The organism is Cellulomonas sp. P5_C6, from assembly GCF_054049635.1.
The window spans coordinates 1-18,403 of sequence record NZ_JBFULZ010000073.1; the positions used below are offsets into that span (position 1 = coordinate 1).

Here is an 18,403-nt window from a genome sequence, read left to right on the forward strand (position 1 = left end):
GTCGCCGGGCGCGTCGGCCAGCACGACCCCGCCCAGCGAGGCCAGCCGCCACACCACGGCGAGCGCGGCGACGGCGGCGAACTGCACGGCGACCGGGATGCCGAGGTGCGACGCCGTGGCGCCCAGCGCGGAGCCGGTCACGGCGCCGATGGAGAAGGCCGCGTGGAACTGCGGGATGACCGTGCGGCCCATCGCGCGCTCGATGCGGGCGGACTCGACGTTGAGCGGCACGTTGCCCAGCGCGACCGCGACGCCGTTGAGGAAGATCCCGACGCCGAGGAGGGCGAGCGAGCCGACGGTGGGCCCGACGCCCATGAGCACGAGCGCGACCGCGAGGACGCCCGTCGACGCGATGATCCCCACCCGGCTGCCGAACCGCTGCACGACGACGCCCGAGACCGTCACCGTCATCAGCGCGCCCACGGACCCGATGAGCAGCATCACGCCGAGCTCGGCGGTGGACAGGTCCAGCAGGTCGCGGACGGTGGGGATGCGGGCGAGCCAGCTGGAGAAGGTGATCCCGGCGAGGGCGAACAGGCCCATGAGGAGCCGACTGGCTCGGGTCACGGCGGGGGCGGGGTGGCGCACGGCTTGCTCCATCGGGCTGGCTTCGAGTGCGTATCGAATCGATTCGATCGTGCGCCGTCGCCGTCGGTCGAATCGATTTGAGGGACGGCGTCATTCTGCGGGTACGCTGGCCGCTGCGTCAAACGCTTTGCTCGTCGCGTCCACCCGTGGCCCCGCGGCGCCGACCCGGAGGTTGACCCTGTCTCCGCACCGTCCCACCCTGGCCGACGTCGCCGCTGCGGCGCACGTCTCGGTGTCGACCGCCTCGCTCGCGTTCTCGGGCGCCGGGCCCATCGCCGCGGCCACCCGCCAGCGCGTCCTGGACGCCGCCGCCTCGCTCGACTACTCGGGCCCGAACCCCCTCGGTCGCCAGCTGCGCCGCGGCCGGTCGGGCATCGTCGGTGTCGTGGTGGGCGACTCGCTGCGCCGCTCGTTCCGCGACCCCGTGTCCATCCAGGTGCTCGACGGGCTGGTCAGCACGCTGGGCTCGCTCGATCTCGGCGTCCTGCTGATCCCCGGCTCCAGCGACCCGAGCGGCCCGGCGGTCGACCCCCTGCTGGAATCTGCGGCCATGGACGTCGCCGTGATCATGTGGGGCGGCACGACCGACGACCCGATGCTGGGTGCGCTGCGGCGGCGCGGGATCCCGACCGTCCTGGTCGAGGGCCAGCACCAGAGCGACGTCAGCTCCGTGGGGATCGACGACCGCGGCGGCATGCGGCAGGCGGCAGAGCACCTGCTCGCGCTCGGCCACACCCGCATCGCCACGGTGACGCTCCCGTTCGACCGGTCCCGCGGCGAGGGGCTCGTCCCGCCGGACGCCATGGGTCACCTGGACTGGGAGATCACGCGCCGCCGCATGGCCGGGATCACCGACGCGGGCATCACGCCGGTCGCGATCTGGGAGACGCCCGCATCGCTGGTCGAGCACGGCCGCACGGCCGGCACCGCGCTGCTCTCCGTCGACGACCGCCCGACCGCGATCGCCTGCCAGTCCGACCTGCTCGCGTCCGGTGTGGTGCTGGCGGCCCGCGAGCTCGGGCTGCGCGTGCCCGAGGACGTGTCGGTCAGCGGGTTCGACGGGCTCGACCTGCCCTGGCTCCGGCCGGACATCCTCACCACGGTCGTGCAGCCGCTGGAGCAGAAGGGCGCGGCCGTCGGGCACGCGGTCGAGGAGTTCCTGGCCGGCGAGGGCCCGTCGACGCGGGAGCTGCCGGTGGAGCTGCGGATCGGGACCACGACCGGCCCCGCGCCGGTCAGCTGAGCCGGACGACCGCCTGGGCCTTGCCCAGCACCCGGACGCCGTCGACGGCGACCGTCAGGTCGATGCGCGCCGTGCCTGCCTCGGGGTCGAGGGCGCCGACGACGGCGACGACCTCGATGGTCGCAGCGCCCGGGTCGGGCACCGGGACCGGGCGCGTGAACCGCACCTGGTAGTCGAGGACCGCACCGGGGTCGCCCGCCCAGTCGGCGACGACGCTCACGGCCGCGCCCATGGTCCACATGCCGTGCGCGATGACGCCCGGCAGCCCGACCGAGGTGGCGACGCGGTCGTTCCAGTGGATGGGGTTGAAGTCGCCGCTGGCGCCGGCGTACCGGACCAGGCGCGCGCGGTCGACGGTGATCTCGCGGCGGGCGACCTCGTCGCCGACGGTCAGCTCGACGGTCATGACTCCTCCGGGCGGACGGCCAGCGTGGAGACGACGGTCGCGACGGGCTCGCCGTCCTCGGCCGCGATCTCGGCGCGCGTGGTGATCATGGCCAGGCCGGCGCGCACCGTGATCGAGTCGACGTGCAGCACCGTGACCAGGCGGTCGCCCGCGTGGATGGGCCGGTGGTGCGTGAAGCGCTCGTCGGCGTGCACGACACGGCTGAAGTCGATGCCCGCGCCGGGGTCCTCGAACAGCTGGGCCTCGGCCCGCTGGGCCACGACAACGGCAAACGTCGGCGGCGCGATGACGTCGGGATACCCGAGCGTGCGCGCCACCGACGGATCCGTGTGGGCCTGGTGGGAGGCGCCGACAGCGTCGGCGAACTCCTGCAGCTTCTGACGGCCTACCTCGTAGGCCTCGGTCGGCGGGTACTGGCGTCCCGCGTACCCGACATCGACCGGCATGAGACCGAGGTCAGCGGGTCTCGCGGTGCAGGGTGTGCCGGTTGTCGCGGGGGCAGAACTTCTTCATCTCGAGACGGTCGGGGTCGTTCCGACGGTTCTTCTTGGTGATGTAGTTCCGCTCCTTGCACTCCGTGCACGCGAGCGTGATCTTCGGACGGACGTCCGAGCTCTTGCTGGCCATGGTCTTGCCACCTCTCGCACCCGGTACGGGATGCATGCGATCTCGTCATTGCGCGCCGGCCGACGCGCTGTTGTGTCACTTGGCGGTAGCGGGAGCGGGACTCGAACCCGCGACACCACGATTATGAGCCGTGTGCTCTAACCACCTGAGCTACCCCGCCATGTCGATGCATCCACGGTCCGTGCCGCGGAATCACGGCACTTCCTTCGAACACACCACAGAGCCCCGAAAGGGAATCGAACCCTTGACCTTCTCCTTACCATGGAGACGCTCTGCCGACTGAGCTATCGGGGCAGCGCGAGCAAGGTTACACGGGCCCTGGGGTGGTCGCGAAATCGGCCGCCGTGCCGTGCGTCACCGCCGGATGCCTAAACGATTCATCTCATGGTCGGCGCCGCTCGCCGCGTGCCACGATCCGGCCCATGCGCCAGCCCCGACGCAGCACCGTTGCTGCCCTCACGCTCTGTGCCGCCCTCCTGCTCAGCACCGCCGCGTGCACGGGTGACGACGCCGACGACCCCGCCGCGCCCGCCTCGTCGGCACCCGCCGACGCCACGACGTGGCCGACCGCGATCGACCCGACCGCCACGGCGGACCCGTTCTGGGTGGTGTGGACCGACGTCACCGAGACCGGCGACGGGGACACCGCGGCGCTCCAGCCGTCGATCGACTCGCTCTCCTCGCTCGGCTACCAGACCCTCCCGTGGGACCCCGCGTGCCAGAGCGGGGCCGAGGAGCAGCTGGCGGGCCTGACCGGGTTCGCCGACCCGCTCGGGGTCGGCGTCGCGTTCGGGTCCGCGCACGACGCCGGCACGTTCGACACCCTCTACGACGGGGCGACGGTCTCGCTGACCGAGGGCACCTACACCTGCGGCGCCTCGTCCTGACCTTCGCGCGCACGGGCCGTCCTCGACCTCGGGGGCGGCCCGTCGCCGTCGGCCGGGAACGACGAACGGCCGCTCTCACGAGGAGAGCGGCCGTCCGGTCCGTGGCGGGTGAGGGATTCGAACCCCCGTAGGCGTTGCCAGCTGATTTACAGTCAGCCCCCTTTGGCCACTCGGGTAACCCGCCAGGGTGTGCCCACCGAACGAGAGGACGCCCCAGGGGCGAACGCGCGTGCAGCGTGCGGGTGGAAGGATAGCAACTCCCGGGCAGTGCTCGCGAAACGCAGGCGAGCATCATGAGCACTGACGCCCACGAGACCAGTCCGCGCGACCGCGGGCAGCAGGAGGAGAGCCATGGCGAGCGAAGCCTCGTTCGACGTCGTCAGCAAGGTCGACCACCAGGAGGTGGACAACGCCCTCAACCAGGCCTCGAAGGAGATCGCCCAGCGCTACGACTTCAAGGGCGTCGGCGCCTCGATCGCGTGGAGCGGCGAGAAGATCCTGATGATCGCCAACTCCTCCGAGCGCGTGCTGGCCGTCCTCGACGTCTTCCAGACGAAGCTGATCCGGCGCGGCATCTCGCTGAAGTCGCTGGACACCGGCGAGGACGGGCCCGAGCCCAAGCCGTCCGGCAAGGAGTACCGGCTCGAGGCGCTGATCAAGGAGGGCCTGAGCAGCGAGATCGCCAAGAAGGTGGCGAAGATCATCCGCGACGAGGGGCCGAAGGGCATCAAGACGCAGATCCAGGGCGACGAGCTGCGGGTCTCGGGCAAGAGCCGCGACGAGCTGCAGGCCGTGATCGCGCTGCTCAAGGGCGCCGACGTCGACGCCGACCTGCAGTTCACGAACTACCGCTGACCCGCCGCGGGTCAGTAGCGCTCGATGCCGCCCTGCGCGCCGGCCTGCTTCTCGAGGCGGGCGATGCGGTCGGCCATGGGCGGGTGGGTCGAGAAGAGCCGACCCATGCCGGCGCCGCGGAACGGGTTGGCGATCATGAGGTGCGAGACGTCGACCAGCTGGCGGTCCTGCGGGAGCGGGCGCGCCTGGGTGCCCTGCTCGAGCTTGCGCAGGGCCGAAGCGAGCGCGAGGGGGTCGTTGGTGAGCCGGGCGCCGTCCTCGTCGGCGTCGTACTCGCGGGTGCGGCTGATGGCGAGCTGGATGATCGTGGCGGCGATGGGCGCGAGCAGGGCCAGGAGCAGGCCGGCGAGGGGGTTGCCGCCGCGGTCCCGGTCGCTGCCGCCGCCGAAGAAGAGCGCGAACTGCGCGAGCGAGGTGATGACGCCGGCCACCGCCGCGGCGACGGAGGACGTGAGGATGTCGCGGTTGTAGACGTGCATGAGCTCGTGCCCGAGGACCCCGCGCAGCTCGCGCTCGTCGAGCAGCTGCAGGATGCCCTCGGTGCAGCACACGGCGGCGTTCTTCGGGTTGCGACCCGTGGCGAACGCGTTGGGGGCGGCCGTCGGCGAGATGTAGAGCCGCGGCATGGGCTGGCGGGCGGCCGTGGAGAGCTCCCGCACGATGCGGTACATGGCGGGCTGCTCGATCTCGCTGACCGGCCGGGCCTTCATGGCGCGGATGGCGATCTTGTCGGAGTTCCAGTACCCGTAGGCCGTCATCACCAGACCGAGGACGGTGAACAGCAGCAGGTACTTCGAGGTGCCGCCGCCGAGCAGCCAGCCGATGCCGAGCAGGACGGCCCACATCGCCCCGAAGAGCGCTGCCGTCTTGACCCCGTTGTAGTGCTGGTGACCCATCGTCCCTCTCTCCGTTCACGTGCGTGCCACCCGTGGAACGCGTGCCGCTGCGCGCGGGTTCCCTCGTATCCTTGCCCCACCTCCCCACGACAGCCCCTCGGAGATCACCGTGAACGCCGTGCGCACAGCCCGCTGGACCGCTCTCGCAGCCCTCGCCGCCCTGGCGCTGGCCGCGTGTGCGCCGACCGACGACGCGGGGACCGCCCCGAGCGACGGCAGCCTCGCCACGGTGAACGAGGGTGTGCTGACCATCGCCACCTCGGACCCCGCGTACGAGCCGTGGGTCGTGGACAACGACCCGAGCAGCGGCAAGGGCTTCGAGTCGGCCGTGGCGTACGCCGTCGCCGACCAGCTCGGCTTCGACGAGGACCACGTGAAGTGGGAGGTCGCGAGCTTCGACCAGATCATCGCGCCCGGTGCCAAGAAGTTCGACTTCGCGATCAACCAGGTGTCGATCAGCGACGAGCGCAAGGCCAGCCTCGACTTCTCGTCGCCGTACTACACGACCACGCAGGCCGTCGTGACGCTCGAGAGCTCCCCGGGCGCCGCCGCGAAGTCGCTCGCCGACCTCAAGGGCCTCAAGATCGGCGCCATGGTCGGCACGACGAGCCTGACGGCCGCCCAGGACGTCATCGACCCGACCACGCCCGTGTCGCCGTTCAACGACAACGACCAGGTCAAGCAGGCCCTGACGTCGGGCCTCGTGGACGCGATCGTCGTCGACCTGCCCACCGCGCTCTACATCACCGCGGCCGAGCTCGACGGCGGGATCCTGGTCGGGCAGCTGCCCGACAGCGCGGGCGGCGACCAGTTCGGGCTGGTGCTGGACAAGGGCAGCTCGCTGACGGGCCCGGTCACCGACGCCGTCGACGCGCTCGACGCCGACGGCACGCTGGGCGACCTCGAGGCGCAGTGGCTCACCGACGCCGCGGGTGCACCGGTCCTCCAGTGAGCTGGGTGCCCTCGGAGCGCCAGCAGGAGCGGGACGCCTACCGGCAGGCTCGCACCCGCCGGTCGACGCTCGTCGCCGTGGTCTCGACGATCGTGCTCGTCGCGGTCGCCGTCCTCGCGCTGACCTCGTCCCCGGGGTGGCCGCGGGTCAAGGCGTCGTTCTTCGACTGGGACGTCGCGACCGCGTCGTTCCCGGCGATCCTCCGCGGGCTGTGGCTGAACATCCGCGTCATGGCGGTCAGCGCGGTGTTCATCGTCATCTTCGCGATGATCCTGGCGCTCGCGCGCACCCTGCGCGGCCCGGTCTTCTACCCCGTCCGGGCGCTGGCCACCGGGTACGTCGACGTGTTCCGCGGGCTCCCGCTGATCCTCGTCCTGCTGCTCGTGGGCTTCGGGCTGCCGGGGCTGCGGCTCCAGGGCATCCCGACGTCCGCGGTCTGGCTCGGCGGGCTCGCGCTGGTGCTCACGTACTCGGCGTACGTGGCCGAGGTGTTCCGGGCGGGCATCGAGTCGATCCATCCGTCCCAGGTGGCCGCCGCGCGCTCGCTCGGCCTGACCCACGCGCAGGCGATGCGGCACGTGGTGCTCCCCCAGGCTGTGCGCCGGGTGGTCCCGCCGCTGCTCAACGACCTCGTCGCGCTGTCCAAGGACTCGGGCCTCATCTCGATCCTCGGGGCCATCGACGCCGTCCGGGCGGCGCAGATCGAGACCGCCCGCTACGCCAACTTCACGCCCTACGTCGTGGCCGGCGTCCTGTTCGTCGCCCTGACCATCCCGCTCACCCGCTTCACGGACGCGTTCGCGAAGCGCTCGGGCTGGGTGGGCTCGCAGGGCGCGCTGGCCGGCGGCGGGGCGCTGCGATGACGCCGGGCCGGATGCGCGACCCGATGCCCGGCAAGAAGCTCAGCCTGGGCGCGCCGCTTCTGTCGGTGAAGGGGGTCCGCAAGGCCTTCGGCGAGCACGTCGTCCTCGACGACCTGTCCCTCGACGTGCACAGCCACAAGGTCGTCGTGCTGATCGGTGCGTCCGGCTCCGGCAAGTCCACCCTGCTGCGGTGCATCGACCTGCTCGAGGACCTGGACGACGGTGTCATCGAGCTCGAGGGCCAGGACATCACCGACCCCCGCCTCGACGCCAACGCGGTCCGCGCCCGGATCGGCATGGTGTTCCAGGCGTACAACCTGTTCCCGCACCTGCGCGTCATCGACAACGTCACGCTCGCCCCGCGGCTGGTGCACAAGGTGCCGCGCGAGCAGGCGCAGGCCGAGGCCCTCGCGGTGCTCGAGCGCGTCGGGCTGGCCGCCAAGGCGCAGGCGTTCCCCGACGAGCTGTCGGGTGGTCAGCARCAGCGCGTCGCGATCGCCCGCGCGCTCGTCGGCAAGCCCGCCGTGATGCTGCTCGACGAGGTGACCAGCGCGCTCGACCCGGAGCTCGTCGGCGAGGTCCTCTCGCTGCTGGCGGAGCTCAAGCAGACCGGGCTGACCATGGTCGTCGCCACGCACGAGATGGGTTTCGCGCGCGAGGTCGCCGACGAGGTCTGCTTCCTGCACGAGGGACGCGTGCACGAGCGCGGCACGCCCGAGCAGGTGCTGGGGAACCCGCAGCAGGAGCGCACGCGCGAGTTCCTGCGCCGCATCACGGGCTGAGCGCGCCCCTTCACACACCGACGTCCGAGGAAGTAGGGGCCGGAGCCCGTACTTCCTCGGACGTTGCGGGTGGTTCTAGGCGCGACCGAGCGAGACCGACAMCATCTCGTCGCGCGGGACCAGCTTCACGCGCTCGCGGCCGTGGGGCTCGCCCAGCGAGCGCTCGTAGGCGTCGAGGAGCTCCCAGCCCTGCCACGTGATGACGTCGACGCCGCGACCGGTGAGGAACTCCGTGACGGCGTCGGGGTCGCGGTCGGTGGCCGTGTAGAACGCCTCGCCGCCCTCGGCCACGTCCTCGCCCAGGTGGCGGATGGTCTCCGACGCGTCCGACTTGGTGTGGCCGATGAGGCCGACCGGGCCGCGCTTGATCCAGCCCGTGGCGTACACGCCGGGCAGGTGCTCGCCGTCGACGTCGACCACCCGGCCCTCGCGGTTCGGGATGACGCCGGCGATGTCGTCGAACGGGATGTCGACCAGCGGCGAGCCGAAGTAGCCGACCGCGCGGTAGACGGCCTCGACCGGCCAGTCGTGCGTCTGGCCCGTGCCGGTGACGTTGCCGTCGCCGTTCAGCGCGGTGCGCTCGGTGCGGATGCCGACGACGTGCCCGTCCTCGCCGAGGATCTCGACCGGCTTGTGCAGGAAGTGCAGGTGGATGCGCCGGCTCGCGGTGTTCTMCTCCGGCTCCTTCAGCGTCCAGTCGGTGAGGGTCTTGACCACCTGCTTGGTCTGGTTCGAGGAGTGGATGGCGGCCATCGAGCCCTCGTCGAAGTCGAAGTCCTCGGGGTAGACGATGACGTCGACGTCCGGGACGTGCCCGAGCTCGCGCAGCTCCAGCGGGGAGAACTTCACCTGGGCCGGGCCGCGGCGGGCGAACACGTGCACGTCGGTGACCGGCGAGGCCTTCAGGATGTCGTAGACGTTGCCCGGCAGCTCGGTGGGCAGCAGGTCGTCGGCGTGCTTGGCCAGGATGCGAGCCACGTCGAGCGCCACGTTGCCGGCGCCGAGGACGGCCACGTGCTGCGCGTTCAGCGGCCACGTGCGCGGGACGTCCGGGTGGCCGTCGTACCAGGACACGAAGTCGGCGGCGCCGTAGGAGCCCTCGAGGTCGATGCCGGGCACCGGCAGCGACGCGTCGCGGATGGAGCCCGTGGAGAAGATGACGGCGTCGTAGAACTGGCGCAGGTCGTCCAGCTTGAGGTCCGTGCCGTAGTCGACGTTGGCCAGCAGGCGGATGTCGCCGCGCTCGAGCACCTTGTGCAGCGCGACGATGATCTGCTTGATCCGCGGGTGGTCCGGCGCGACGCCGTACCGGACCAGGCCGAACGGCGCGGGCAGGCGCTCGAAGAGGTCGATGCTGACGTCGAGGTCGGTCTTCGACAGGATGTCGGCGGCGTAGATGCCGGCCGGTCCTGCGCCGACGACGGCCACTCGCAGAGTCGGGGTGCTCACGGGACGCGGGTGCCTTCCGATCAGGGGAGCCCTGCGGGGCGGGTGCGTCGTGCCGGTTGCGGACACGACCGACGGCACCGTGCAGGACTGTGCTCGGACCAGTGTAGGACCGCCGGTGAGGGGACCCTCAGCCGCACGCCAGCATCTGGACATCCGTGAGACGGCTCGCGGCGGGTTCAGAGGCGGCGCGGCACACCTCCGGACCCGTCAACTGCCCCCGTCAACCACACCTAGGCTCCTCCTGTGCCCGACTCCCCCACGGCCGCCCGCCCGGCCATCGCCCCCTTGGACGCTCTCGGGCTCGCGGCCGGTGCCGGCGCCTACGTGCTCTGGGGGATCCTCCCGCTCTACTTCCCGCTGCTGCAGCCGGCGGGAGCGGTCGAGATCGTCGCGAACCGGGTGGTCTGGTCGCTGGTCTTCTGCGCCGTCCTGCTCGGGGTCACCCGGACGTGGGGCGCGTTCCTCGCCGCCCTGCGCCACCGGCGCACCCTCGGCCTGCTCTCGATCGCGGCGGTGCTGCTGGCGGTCAACTGGCTCGTGTTCGTGCTGGGCATCCTCACCGACCGCGTGGTCGACGCGGCGCTGGGGTACTACATCAACCCGCTGGTGACCGTCACGCTCGCGGTCGTCGTGCTGCGCGAGCGGTTGCGGGCGGTGCAGTGGGTGGCGCTCGGGTTCGGCGCCGCCGCCGTCGTCGTCATCACCGTCGGGTACGGGCAGCTGCCGTGGATCGCGCTGACCCTCGCGCTGAGCTTCGGGTTCTACGGCCTCATCAAGAACCGGGTGGGCCGCAGCGTGGGCGCCGTGCCGGGCCTCGCCGTGGAGACCCTCGTGCTCGCGCCGCTGGCGCTCGGCTACCTGGTCTGGCTCGGCGCCACCGGGACCGGGACGCTCACCACCGACGGCCTCGGGCACGCGCTGATCCTCGCCTCGTCGGGCGTGGTCACCGCCGTCCCGCTGCTGCTCTTCAACTCCGCGGCCCGGCGCCTGCCGCTGTCCACCCTGGGACTCCTGCAGTACATCGCGCCGACCATCCAGCTCATCATCGGCGTCCTGGTGCTGGGCGAGCAGATGCCCGCCGCCCGCTGGTGGGGGTTCGGGCTGGTCTGGGTCGCCCTGGTGATCCTCACCGTCGACGGCGTGCGCACGGGGCGGGCCCAGCGCCTGGGTCGCCGCGCGGTCGAGGTCAGCGCCGGCTGAGCGTCGCGTCGACCACGATCGCGGTGACGTTGTCCCGGCCGCCGGCCGCCAGCGCCGCCGCGACCAACCGGTCCGCGGCCGCCTGCGCCTCGTCCTCGGCGCGCAGCTCGGCCTGGATCCGCGCGTCCGACAACTCGTCGGTCAGCCCGTCCGAGCACACGAGCATGCGGTCCCCCGGGCTCACCGGGAGCAGCCACACGTCCGGCTCCACGTCGGACGCGCCGCCGCCGAGCACGCGCGTGACCACGTTCCGCCGCGGGTGGCGGCTCGCCTCGTCGGCGGGCACCAGGCCGCTGGCCACCAGCTCCGCGACCTCGGAATGGTCGAGCGTGACCTGCTCGAGGACGCCGCCGGCCATCCGGTAGGTCCGCGAGTCACCCACGTTGACGACCAGCCAGCACGGGATGTCCCCGTGCTCGGTGAGCACCACACCCGTGGCCGTCGTGCCCGGGCGCCTGCCCGTCCTGGCCGGCAGGTCACGGACCGCGGCGTGCGCGGCACGGACGGTCCGGCGGGCGTCGTCCGGGCCCGGCACGCCCTCGGCCAGGCCCCGCAGCACCTCGATCGCCGTCCGGCTGGCCACCTCGCCGGCCTCGTGGCCACCCATGCCGTCCGCGACGAGGTACGCACCGTCCGCCGCCCAGACGCTGTCCTCGTTGCGGGCCCGCTGGCCCTGCGCGGTCGCGACCCCGACGTCCAGGCGGACGCGGTCGTCGATCATCGGACCGCCGCAGAGGTCGTCGGCGTGTGCACGACCACCTCCACCGGCTCGGACCGCGGCGGACCGGTCAGCCGCCGCGCACATGCTACGGGTCGCGGCGCGTCTGCAGGTCAGGAGCTGCTGAGCTGGACGCTCCGGCGGCCGAAGCGGATCGTCCAGCCGGGCTCGACCGTCGCCCGCGCGCCCGGCGGCAGGACCGTGCCCGTGCCGTCGGGGGCGACCAGGACCGTGCCGTTGGTCGAGGCCCGGTCCGCCACCCACAGCCGTCGGCCGCCCGGTTCGAGGCCGAACGCCAGGTGCACCCGCGAGATCGACCGGTCGGGGTCGTCGATCGCGACCACGTGCACGATCCCGTCCTCCGGCGCCGGCCTGCGACCGACCAGGCCGTCGCCCGTCACCTCGACCGCCTCGCCGGTGTCGAAGCGCAGGTGCAGCGGCGTCGGGAGCGGCGCGGCCGGGGCGTCGGGGCGCAGGCGCGTGAGCTCGAGCTCGCCGAGGCCCGGGTCGTGCTCCGCTCCCGCTTCCGGTTCTGGTTCCGGCATCGACACGGGCACGGGAGCCACCCATTGCGCCGGGTCGGGGTCCTCCGGCGGCGGGGCGACGACGAACGACGGGACCTCGATCAGTGGCGCGGCCGGCGCGACGGGGGCCGCGGGGACCTGAGGCCCGACTCCGGGCATCCCCGTGATCAGCGGCCGCTCGGCCCCGTCGACGGTCGGGCGCTCCGCGGGGGCCGCGACGTCGGGCGCGGGCTCGACGACGAGGGCAGGCGGGGCGACGGGCGCGGCGACGACGACGGGGACGTCGATCAATGACGGCTCGGCGTCGCCCACCTCGACGGCGACGCCCGCCGCTCGGGCGTCCGCCGTGTTCCACCCCGACGCGGTCCGCGGCGAACCCGTCGCGGGACGCCGCACCGCCCGGGCACGCAGCACCACGGTCCCGGCCGCCTTGTCGTGCCAGCCCCGCTGGGCCGGGCTGTGGTCCCAGGTGCCGGACGCCACGACGACCCACTGGCCGACGAAGCAGACGAGGGAGCCCACGGCGACCACGAGCTGCCGGACGAGCACGACGCGCAGCCCGGCGGGCCGGCCGGTGCTCGTCGACACGGTCCTGATCCGCGTGATCGCGCCGCCGATCGTGGCCCCCGTCCGGGCCTCGGCGACCCACTGGCCGACCAGGAGCGCCAGCACCAGCGCCGCCGGGAGCAGGACGGGCCCGAGTCCGAGCTCGCGCGCGACGACCCAGCCGAGCCCGGCGACGACCAGGGCGACGAGCAGATCGAGCGCGTACGCGACGACCCGGGTGCCCACCGGGGCGACGGTGCCGGGGGTGACYGGGACGGCGGAGGGACCCTGGGCAGCCCGACGCGTGACCCGGGGAGAGCTGCTGCCCGGGGCCGGGCCGGGCGGGGGCGGCGGCACGAGCGGCGGCGGCTGGGGCGCCGAGCCGCTCGGGATCGAGCCGCCCCAGACGATCCCCGTACCGGGCGGAGGGACGCTCGCCGACGACGGGACCGGTGGGTACGCCATGGTGGCGGACGGCACGCGCGAGCCGCAGTCGTCGCAGAACACGTCGGCGGGCGCGAGGGGCCCGCCGCACTCGCGGCAGACGGTCGGCTCGATCGGTGCAGTGCTCAACGGGGGTCCTCCGGATGCGGACCCGCAGCGGGACCGCGCCGCCATGGTGCCAGACCGGAGGGCACCGACAGGCTCAGGACGCGCGGTCCACCAGGGCGTCGGCGAACGACACGAGCGCGTCCTTCACGGGTCCCGCGGGCAGCGGCTCGAGCTCACGCACCGCGGCGTGCGCGAGCGCGACCGCCCGGTCGCGGGTCTCGTCGACCACGGGGTGCACCCGGAGGGCCGCGACGGCCGCCGCGAGGTGGTCGTCGCCGGACAGGTCCCCGTCGAGCAGGGCGACCAGGTGACGGTCCTGCTCGGTGGCGTCGGGGCGGTCCGCGCGGGCGCGCAGCAGCAGCGCCGGCATCGTCGGCACGCGCTCGCGCAGGTCCGTGCCGGGGGTCTTGCCGGTCACCACGCCGTCCGACGTCAGGTCGATGACGTCGTCGGCCAGCTGGAACGCGACGCCGATCTTCTCGCCGAAGGCCGTGACGATGGCGACGACGTCGGGCCGGCAGCCGGCGAACATCGCCCCGAACCGCGCGGAGGTGGCGATGAGCGACGCGGTCTTGTCGGCCAGCACCTGCAGGTAGTGCGCGACCCGGTCGTCCTCGGGCCGCGGGCCGACGGTCTCGTGCAGCTGACCGAGGCACAGCCGCTCGAACGTGGCCGCCTGGATGCGGACCGCGTCGGGACCGAGCCCGGCGACCGTGGCCGACGCCCGCGCGAACAGCAGGTCGCCCGTGAGGATGGCGACCGAGTTGCCCCACACCTCGTGGGCCGCGGGTGCACCGCGCCGCAGCGGCGCGGAGTCCATGACGTCGTCGTGGTAGAGCGTGGCCAGGTGGGTCAGCTCGACCACGACCGCCGCGTCCACCACCTCCCGGCGTGAGCCGTCGCCCAGCTCGGCCGCGAGCAGCGTCAGCAGGGGCCGCAGTCGCTTGCCGCCGGCGTTCACCAGGTGGCGCGACGCGTCGTCGGCCAGGGGGTCCACGTTGGTCACGGCGTCGCGAAGACGCTCCTCGACCAGCGCGAGGCGCACGGTCAACCGGTCGGCCAGGTCAGGATCGGCCAGCGGGAAGGCCGTCATCGAAGTCACGGCATGAACCTATCCCGGCGCACGGACGCCGCCGCACACGGTCAGGCTCACGGCAGGAACGTCGCGACGTTCGAGATCAGCTCCAGCACCGGCGACGGGGCCACCCCCAGGACGATCGTCACGACCGCGCAGACCGCGATGGCCACGACCGCGAAGCCCTCGCTGCCGACGACGGTCGTGGTCACGGCCGACCGCGTGTCCACCTGCGGCACCGCCTCGACCGCCACGGCCGAGTCGCCGACCAGCGCGAAGCCCTCGACGGTCGGCGCGAGCGCGGCCACGTCCGGGACCTCCTCGTCGACGCCCGACGGCTCCGTGAAGAACATCAGCACGATGATCCGCACGTAGAAGAACACCGCCACCGACGACGCCAGCACGCCGATCAGGGCCAGCGGCCAGGCGCCGCCGTCGACCGCCGCCGAGAACACGGAGAACTTCCCGGCGAAGCCGGCCGTCAGCGGGATGCCCGCGAACGAGAGCAGGAAGAGCGCGAAGGTCACGGCCAGGAGCGGGTGGGTGCGGCCGAGGCCCGCCCACTGCGACAGGTGCGTGGCCTCGCCGAGCACGGGACCGGGACCGTCGCCGTCCGTGCCGGCGGCCCGCTCACGGACCAGCCACACGATGCCGAACGCCCCGATGGTCGCCGCGCCGTAGACCAGCAGGTAGAAGAGCACGGCCACGATGCCGGCATGGTTGAGCGCGACGATGCCGGTGAGGATGAACCCGGCGTGCGCGATCGAGGAGTACCCCAGCACGCGCTTCATGTCGGTCTGCACCAGGGCAGCCACGGTGCCGACGATCATGGTGAGGATCGCGACCGTCCAGAGCACCACGCCGAGGTCCCACCGCAGGTCGGGCAGCACGGTGTAGACGACCCGCAGCAGCGCACCGAAGGCGGCGACCTTGGTGCAGGCGGCCATGAAGCCGGTGATCGGCGTGGGGGCGCCTTGGTAGACGTCGGGCGTCCACGTGTGGAACGGCACCGCGCCGACCTTGAACAGCAGGCCGGACAGCAGGAGCACCGACCCCACCAGGAGCAGGCTGTCGAGGCCGCCCGGGGTAGCCGTCGCCGTGGCGATGTCGGCGTACCGCAGCGAGCCGGAGTACCCGTAGAGCAGGGCGATCCCGAACAGCAGCAGCGCCGAGGAGAACGCGCCGAGCAGGAAGTACTTCATCGACGCCTCCTGCGAGAGCAGGCGCCGGCGTCGGGCCATGCCCGTGAGCAGGTAGAGCGGCAGCGAGAGCACCTCGAGCGCGACGAACAGCGTCAGCAGGTCGCCGGCCGCGGGGAAGATCAGCATGCCGCCGGTGGCGAACAGCACGAGCGGGTAGATCTCGGTCTGCTGCACGCCCTTGCGTCGCGCCAGCTCCTCGTAGTCGGAGCCGGGCACGGCGGCGGCGTTCGGCGCGAACGCGTCCTCACCGGTCGACGTGCGGTCGGCGATGATCAGCAGCGAGAGCACCGCGAGCAGGGCGATCGTGGCCTGGAGCACCAGGGTGGGCCCGTCGACCAGGATCGAGCCGCCGAGCACGATGGTGCCGCCGGTGTCCTCGACGCCGCTCCACAGGGCGGCGACCGCGATGATTGCGCCGAACAGCGCGGCCATCGCCAGCGAGAGCTGCACCGTGCGCCGGACGCGGGCCGGCACGAACGCCTCGACCAGCACGCCGACGACGGCGGCGAGCAGCACGATGATGATCGGGCTCAGCTGAGCCCAGGCGACCGTGGGTGCGACGAAGTCGGTCACGAGTTGCTCCCCTCAGTTGCGGCGGTCGGCACGTCCTGCACGCCCACCTGCTCGAGCGTCACCGACGCGGGCGGTCGCACCAGGTCGAGCGCCGGGCCGGGCACGAACCCGAACACGACCATGAGGCCGAGCAGCGGCGCCACCACCCACTTCTCCYGCGCGACGAGGTCGGCCATCCCTTCGAGGCCGGGCCGCACAGGCCCGGTGAAGATCCGCTGGTACGTCCACAGCACGTAGACCGCGGCGAGCACGACGCCCAGGCTGGCGACGATCGACGCCGCGGGGTGCCGGGCGAACGTGCCGACCAGCACCAGGAACTCGCTGACGAAGGTCGACAGGCCGGGCAGCGCCAGGGCCGAGAGGCCGGCGACCAGGAACGTGCCCGCCATGACCGGCACGACCTTCTGCAGGCCGCCGAAGTCGGCGATCTGCTGCGACCCGCGCCGGGCCACCAGGAAGCCGGCGATGAGGAACAGCGCCGCGGTGGAGAGCCCGTGGTTGACCATGTAGAACGACGAGCCGGCGATCGACGTCGACGTGAACGCGAAGATGCCGAGCACGATGAACCCGAAGTGCGACACCGACGTGTACGCGATGAGCCGCATCAGGTCCTTCTGCCCGATGGCGAGCAGGGCGCCGTACAGGATCGACACCACGGCCAGCACGATGATCACGGGCGCGGCCCAGCGGGACGCGTCCGGGAACAGCGGCAGGCACAGCGTCAGCATCCCGAAGGTGCCCACCTTGTCGAGCACGCCGACCAGCAGGGTCGAGGTCCCGGCCGGCGCCTGCTGCGCGGCGTCGGGCAGCCAGGTGTGCACCGGGAACATGGGCGCCTTGATGGCGAAGGCCAGGAAGAACGCGCAGAACATGAGCTTCTCGGTGGTGGAGCTCAGCGTCAGGCCGGTGAGGTTGTCCGTGAGGAAGCCCTGCGGCCCGCCCGGTCCCTGCAGGTACAGGGCGATGACGGCGACCAGCATGATCAGGCCGCCGGTCAGCGAGTAGAGCAGGAACTTCACGGCCGCGTACCGCCGCTGGGCGCCGCCGAACATGCCGATCATGAAGTAGACCGGGATGAGCATGGCCTCGAACAGGACGTAGAAGAAGAACACGTCCCGCGCGGAGAACACCGCGACGATGAAGGCCTCGAGCAGCAGCACGAGGGCCAGGTAGCGGCGCAGCCGGTCGGTGGCCACCGTGAGCGCGCCCTGCTCGCGCCAGGCGGCGAGCACGACCAGCGGCACGATCAGCACCGACATGAGCACGAGCGAGAGCCCGACGCCGTCGACGCCGACGGCGTAGGACACCCCGAACGCGGGGATCCAGCCGTGGACCTCGGTGAGCTGGACGGTGCCGGCGTCGGCCACGTCGAACGCGGTGAGGGCCAGGACGCCGAGCACCAGCTCGAGCAGGGCCACGCCGAGGGCGACGGCCCGGGTGCGGCTGGCAGGGAGCAGCCACAGCGCCGCCGCGCCCAGGAGCGGCACGACGATGAGGGCGGTCAGCCAGGGGAAGGAGGACGACATCGGTGGGTGCACTCCTCAGTTCTGGATGACCAGGACGACGACGACGAGGACGACGAGCCCGAGCAGCATCGACGCGGCATAGGACCGGACGTACCCGGTCTGCAGGCGCCGCACCCACCCGCCCAGCAGGACGGTGGACAACCCGACCCCGGTGACGGTGCCGTCGATGACCGTGCGGTCCGCGTAGACGAGCGAGCGGGTCAGCGCCTGGCCGGGCTCGACCAGGACGACGTCGTTGACCGAGTCCTGGTAGAGGTCGACGCGGGCGGCCCGGGTGAGCGCCGTGCCCACGGGCGGGACGACGGGGACCTGCGAGACGGCGTACCGGCGCCAGGCGATGACCACGCCGACCAGCACGAGGCCCAGCGTGAGGACCGTCAGGACCCAGACCGGCAGCACGGGCTCGGCGTGCTCGGGCTCCCCGAGCACCGGCGCGAGCCAGTCGACGAACCGGTTCCCCATGTTGAGGAAGAACCCGAGGCCCACCGACCCGACGGCCAGCACGATCATGGGGCCGGTCATGAGCTTCGGGGACTCGTGCGGGTGCTGCGCGCTGCCGTCCCGCTTGGTGGACCAGCGGCGCTCGCCCTCGAACGTCATGAAGAACAGTCGGGACATGTAGAAGGCGGTGATCCCGGCGGCCAGCATCRTGATGCCGCCGAACACCCAGGCCCGCCACGGCGACCCGTCGACCGGTACGAACGCCGCCTCGATGATCTTGTCCTTGCTGAAGAACCCGGAGAACGGCGGGATGCCGATGATGGCCAGCCAGCCGGCCATGAACGTCAGCCACGTGATCGTCATGTACCGGGCCAGCCCACCGAAGCGGCGCATGTTCACCTGGTCGTCCATGCCGTGCATGACCGACCCGGCACCGAGGAACATGCCGGCCTTGAAGAAGCCGTGGGTCAGCAGGTGGAAGATCGCGAACGCGTACCC

18 protein-coding genes, 3 tRNA genes and 1 pseudogene are annotated in these 18,403 nt (G+C 72.4%); 7 read left to right on the forward strand and 15 right to left on the reverse strand.

Translation table 11 applies throughout. The features are described from left to right. Positions 1–588 (reverse strand): annotated as a pseudogene (locus ACXJKG_RS10395) (MFS transporter); the annotation flags it as partial. Between the two features lie 178 nt (positions 589–766). On the opposite strand from ACXJKG_RS10395, the gene ACXJKG_RS10400 reads away from it, so the two are divergent. After that, positions 767–1,831: a LacI family DNA-binding transcriptional regulator gene (locus ACXJKG_RS10400; protein WP_456845705.1), complete on the forward strand. Its 1,065-nt coding sequence runs from the start codon at positions 767–769 to the stop codon at positions 1,829–1,831. On the opposite strand, the gene ACXJKG_RS10405 is transcribed toward ACXJKG_RS10400, so the two are convergent. The 5 genes from ACXJKG_RS10405 to ACXJKG_RS10425 all read right to left on the reverse strand — a co-directional run bounded on the left by ACXJKG_RS10405 (position 1,824) and on the right by ACXJKG_RS10425 (position 3,158). Next, positions 1,824–2,237, reverse strand: a complete 414-nt coding sequence (locus ACXJKG_RS10405; protein WP_456845690.1) for a MaoC family dehydratase — start codon at positions 2,235–2,237, stop codon at positions 1,824–1,826. The two genes, ACXJKG_RS10400 and ACXJKG_RS10405, sit on opposite strands and share 8 nt — an antisense overlap. After that, the gene (locus ACXJKG_RS10410) at positions 2,234–2,683 is read right to left on the reverse strand and encodes an FAS1-like dehydratase domain-containing protein (RefSeq protein ID WP_456845691.1); all 450 of its coding nucleotides are present in this window, start codon (positions 2,681–2,683) and stop codon (positions 2,234–2,236) included. Before ACXJKG_RS10410 ends, ACXJKG_RS10405 begins: the two co-directional genes overlap by 4 nt. 10 nt (positions 2,684–2,693) lie before the next feature. After that, a complete protein-coding gene (gene rpmG, locus ACXJKG_RS10415) occupies positions 2,694–2,864 on the reverse strand; it encodes a 50S ribosomal protein L33 (RefSeq protein WP_029290226.1) in 171 nt (56 codons plus the stop codon). Positions 2,865–2,950: 86 nt separating this feature from the next. Further along, a tRNA-Met gene (locus tag ACXJKG_RS10420) sits at positions 2,951–3,024 on the reverse strand. A 61-nt stretch (positions 3,025–3,085) separates the two neighbouring features. Beyond that, positions 3,086–3,158, reverse strand: a tRNA-Thr gene (locus tag ACXJKG_RS10425). A gap of 128 nt (positions 3,159–3,286) precedes the next feature. Here ACXJKG_RS10425 and ACXJKG_RS10430 point away from each other — a divergent pair. Further along, on the forward strand, positions 3,287–3,751 hold the full coding sequence (locus tag ACXJKG_RS10430) for a hypothetical protein (protein WP_456845692.1): 465 nt from the start codon (positions 3,287–3,289) through the stop codon (positions 3,749–3,751). Positions 3,752–3,853: 102 nt separating this feature from the next. On the opposite strand, the gene ACXJKG_RS10435 is transcribed toward ACXJKG_RS10430, so the two are convergent. Next, a tRNA-Tyr gene (locus ACXJKG_RS10435) sits at positions 3,854–3,935 on the reverse strand. Positions 3,936–4,102: 167 nt separating this feature from the next. Between ACXJKG_RS10435 and ACXJKG_RS10440 the strand changes: the two genes are divergently transcribed. Beyond that, positions 4,103–4,606 carry a YajQ family cyclic di-GMP-binding protein gene (locus ACXJKG_RS10440; protein WP_456845693.1) on the forward strand — a complete coding sequence of 168 codons (504 nt, stop codon included), beginning with the start codon at positions 4,103–4,105 and terminating at the stop codon, positions 4,604–4,606. Positions 4,607–4,617: 11 nt separating this feature from the next. Here ACXJKG_RS10440 and htpX read toward each other — a convergent pair whose 3' ends face one another. Further along, positions 4,618–5,502 (reverse strand): zinc metalloprotease HtpX, encoded by an 885-nt coding sequence (htpX, locus tag ACXJKG_RS10445; RefSeq protein ID WP_456845694.1) that lies wholly within the window; start codon positions 5,500–5,502, stop codon positions 4,618–4,620. A gap of 118 nt (positions 5,503–5,620) precedes the next feature. Here htpX and ACXJKG_RS10450 point away from each other — a divergent pair, with 118 nt between their 5' ends. Genes ACXJKG_RS10450 through ACXJKG_RS10460 form a run of 3 tightly spaced genes read left to right on the forward strand, consistent with a single transcriptional unit; the run spans position 5,621 to position 8,099 of the window. Beyond that, on the forward strand, positions 5,621–6,454 hold the full coding sequence (locus tag ACXJKG_RS10450; RefSeq protein WP_456845695.1) for an ABC transporter substrate-binding protein: 834 nt from the start codon (positions 5,621–5,623) through the stop codon (positions 6,452–6,454). Then, positions 6,451–7,317 (forward strand): amino acid ABC transporter permease, encoded by an 867-nt coding sequence (locus ACXJKG_RS10455; protein WP_456845696.1) that lies wholly within the window; start codon positions 6,451–6,453, stop codon positions 7,315–7,317. Before ACXJKG_RS10450 ends, ACXJKG_RS10455 begins: the two co-directional genes overlap by 4 nt. Before the next feature lie 11 nt (positions 7,318–7,328). Next, on the forward strand, positions 7,329–8,099 hold the full coding sequence (locus ACXJKG_RS10460) for an amino acid ABC transporter ATP-binding protein (protein ID WP_456845697.1): 771 nt from the start codon (positions 7,329–7,331) through the stop codon (positions 8,097–8,099). 75 nt (positions 8,100–8,174) lie between these two features. Here ACXJKG_RS10460 and ACXJKG_RS10465 read toward each other — a convergent pair whose 3' ends face one another. Then, positions 8,175–9,548 (reverse strand): FAD-dependent oxidoreductase, encoded by a 1,374-nt coding sequence (locus ACXJKG_RS10465; RefSeq protein ID WP_456845698.1) that lies wholly within the window; start codon positions 9,546–9,548, stop codon positions 8,175–8,177. Positions 9,549–9,791: 243 nt separating this feature from the next. On the opposite strand from ACXJKG_RS10465, the gene rarD reads away from it, so the two are divergent. Further along, the gene (gene rarD / locus ACXJKG_RS10470; RefSeq protein ID WP_456845699.1) at positions 9,792–10,748 is read left to right on the forward strand and encodes an EamA family transporter RarD; all 957 of its coding nucleotides are present in this window, start codon (positions 9,792–9,794) and stop codon (positions 10,746–10,748) included. Here the strand turns inward: rarD and ACXJKG_RS10475 are convergent. The 6 genes from ACXJKG_RS10475 to ACXJKG_RS10500 form a co-directional block, all read right to left on the reverse strand. Beyond that, positions 10,735–11,469 (reverse strand): PP2C family protein-serine/threonine phosphatase, encoded by a 735-nt coding sequence (locus ACXJKG_RS10475; protein WP_456845700.1) that lies wholly within the window; start codon positions 11,467–11,469, stop codon positions 10,735–10,737. The two genes, rarD and ACXJKG_RS10475, sit on opposite strands and share 14 nt — an antisense overlap. A gap of 110 nt (positions 11,470–11,579) precedes the next feature. Beyond that, positions 11,580–13,109, reverse strand: a complete 1,530-nt coding sequence (locus ACXJKG_RS10480; protein ID WP_456845701.1) for an RDD family protein — start codon at positions 13,107–13,109, stop codon at positions 11,580–11,582. 73 nt (positions 13,110–13,182) lie between these two features. After that, positions 13,183–14,181 (reverse strand): polyprenyl synthetase family protein, encoded by a 999-nt coding sequence (locus tag ACXJKG_RS10485; protein ID WP_456845706.1) that lies wholly within the window; start codon positions 14,179–14,181, stop codon positions 13,183–13,185. A gap of 56 nt (positions 14,182–14,237) precedes the next feature. After that, positions 14,238–15,938 (reverse strand): NADH-quinone oxidoreductase subunit NuoN, encoded by a 1,701-nt coding sequence (gene nuoN, locus ACXJKG_RS10490; RefSeq protein WP_456845702.1) that lies wholly within the window; start codon positions 15,936–15,938, stop codon positions 14,238–14,240. Then, positions 15,935–17,464, reverse strand: a complete 1,530-nt coding sequence (locus ACXJKG_RS10495; RefSeq protein WP_456845703.1) for an NADH-quinone oxidoreductase subunit M — start codon at positions 17,462–17,464, stop codon at positions 15,935–15,937. The genes nuoN and ACXJKG_RS10495 overlap by 4 nt, the downstream gene beginning before the upstream one ends. 15 nt (positions 17,465–17,479) lie before the next feature. Continuing rightward, positions 17,480–18,403: proton-conducting transporter transmembrane domain-containing protein (locus ACXJKG_RS10500; RefSeq protein WP_456845704.1), on the reverse strand; the 924-nt coding region annotated here is incomplete at its 5' end.

Excerpts from the sequence above, each read along its gene's own strand:
- ACXJKG_RS10405 (WP_456845690.1), bottom strand. The coding sequence starts at position 2,237 with ATGACCGTCGAGCTGACCGTCGGCGACGAGGTCGCCCGCCGCGAGATC.
- ACXJKG_RS10410 (WP_456845691.1), bottom strand. The coding sequence starts at position 2,683 with ATGCCGGTCGATGTCGGGTACGCGGGACGCCAGTACCCGCCGACCGAG.
- rpmG (WP_029290226.1), bottom strand. The coding sequence starts at position 2,864 with ATGGCCAGCAAGAGCTCGGACGTCCGTCCGAAGATCACGCTCGCGTGC.
- ACXJKG_RS10430 (WP_456845692.1), top strand. The coding sequence starts at position 3,287 with ATGCGCCAGCCCCGACGCAGCACCGTTGCTGCCCTCACGCTCTGTGCC.
- ACXJKG_RS10440 (WP_456845693.1), top strand. The coding sequence starts at position 4,103 with ATGGCGAGCGAAGCCTCGTTCGACGTCGTCAGCAAGGTCGACCACCAG.
- htpX (WP_456845694.1), bottom strand. The coding sequence starts at position 5,502 with ATGGGTCACCAGCACTACAACGGGGTCAAGACGGCAGCGCTCTTCGGG.
- ACXJKG_RS10475 (WP_456845700.1), bottom strand. The coding sequence starts at position 11,469 with ATGATCGACGACCGCGTCCGCCTGGACGTCGGGGTCGCGACCGCGCAG.
- ACXJKG_RS10485 (WP_456845706.1), bottom strand. The coding sequence starts at position 14,181 with ATGACGGCCTTCCCGCTGGCCGATCCTGACCTGGCCGACCGGTTGACC.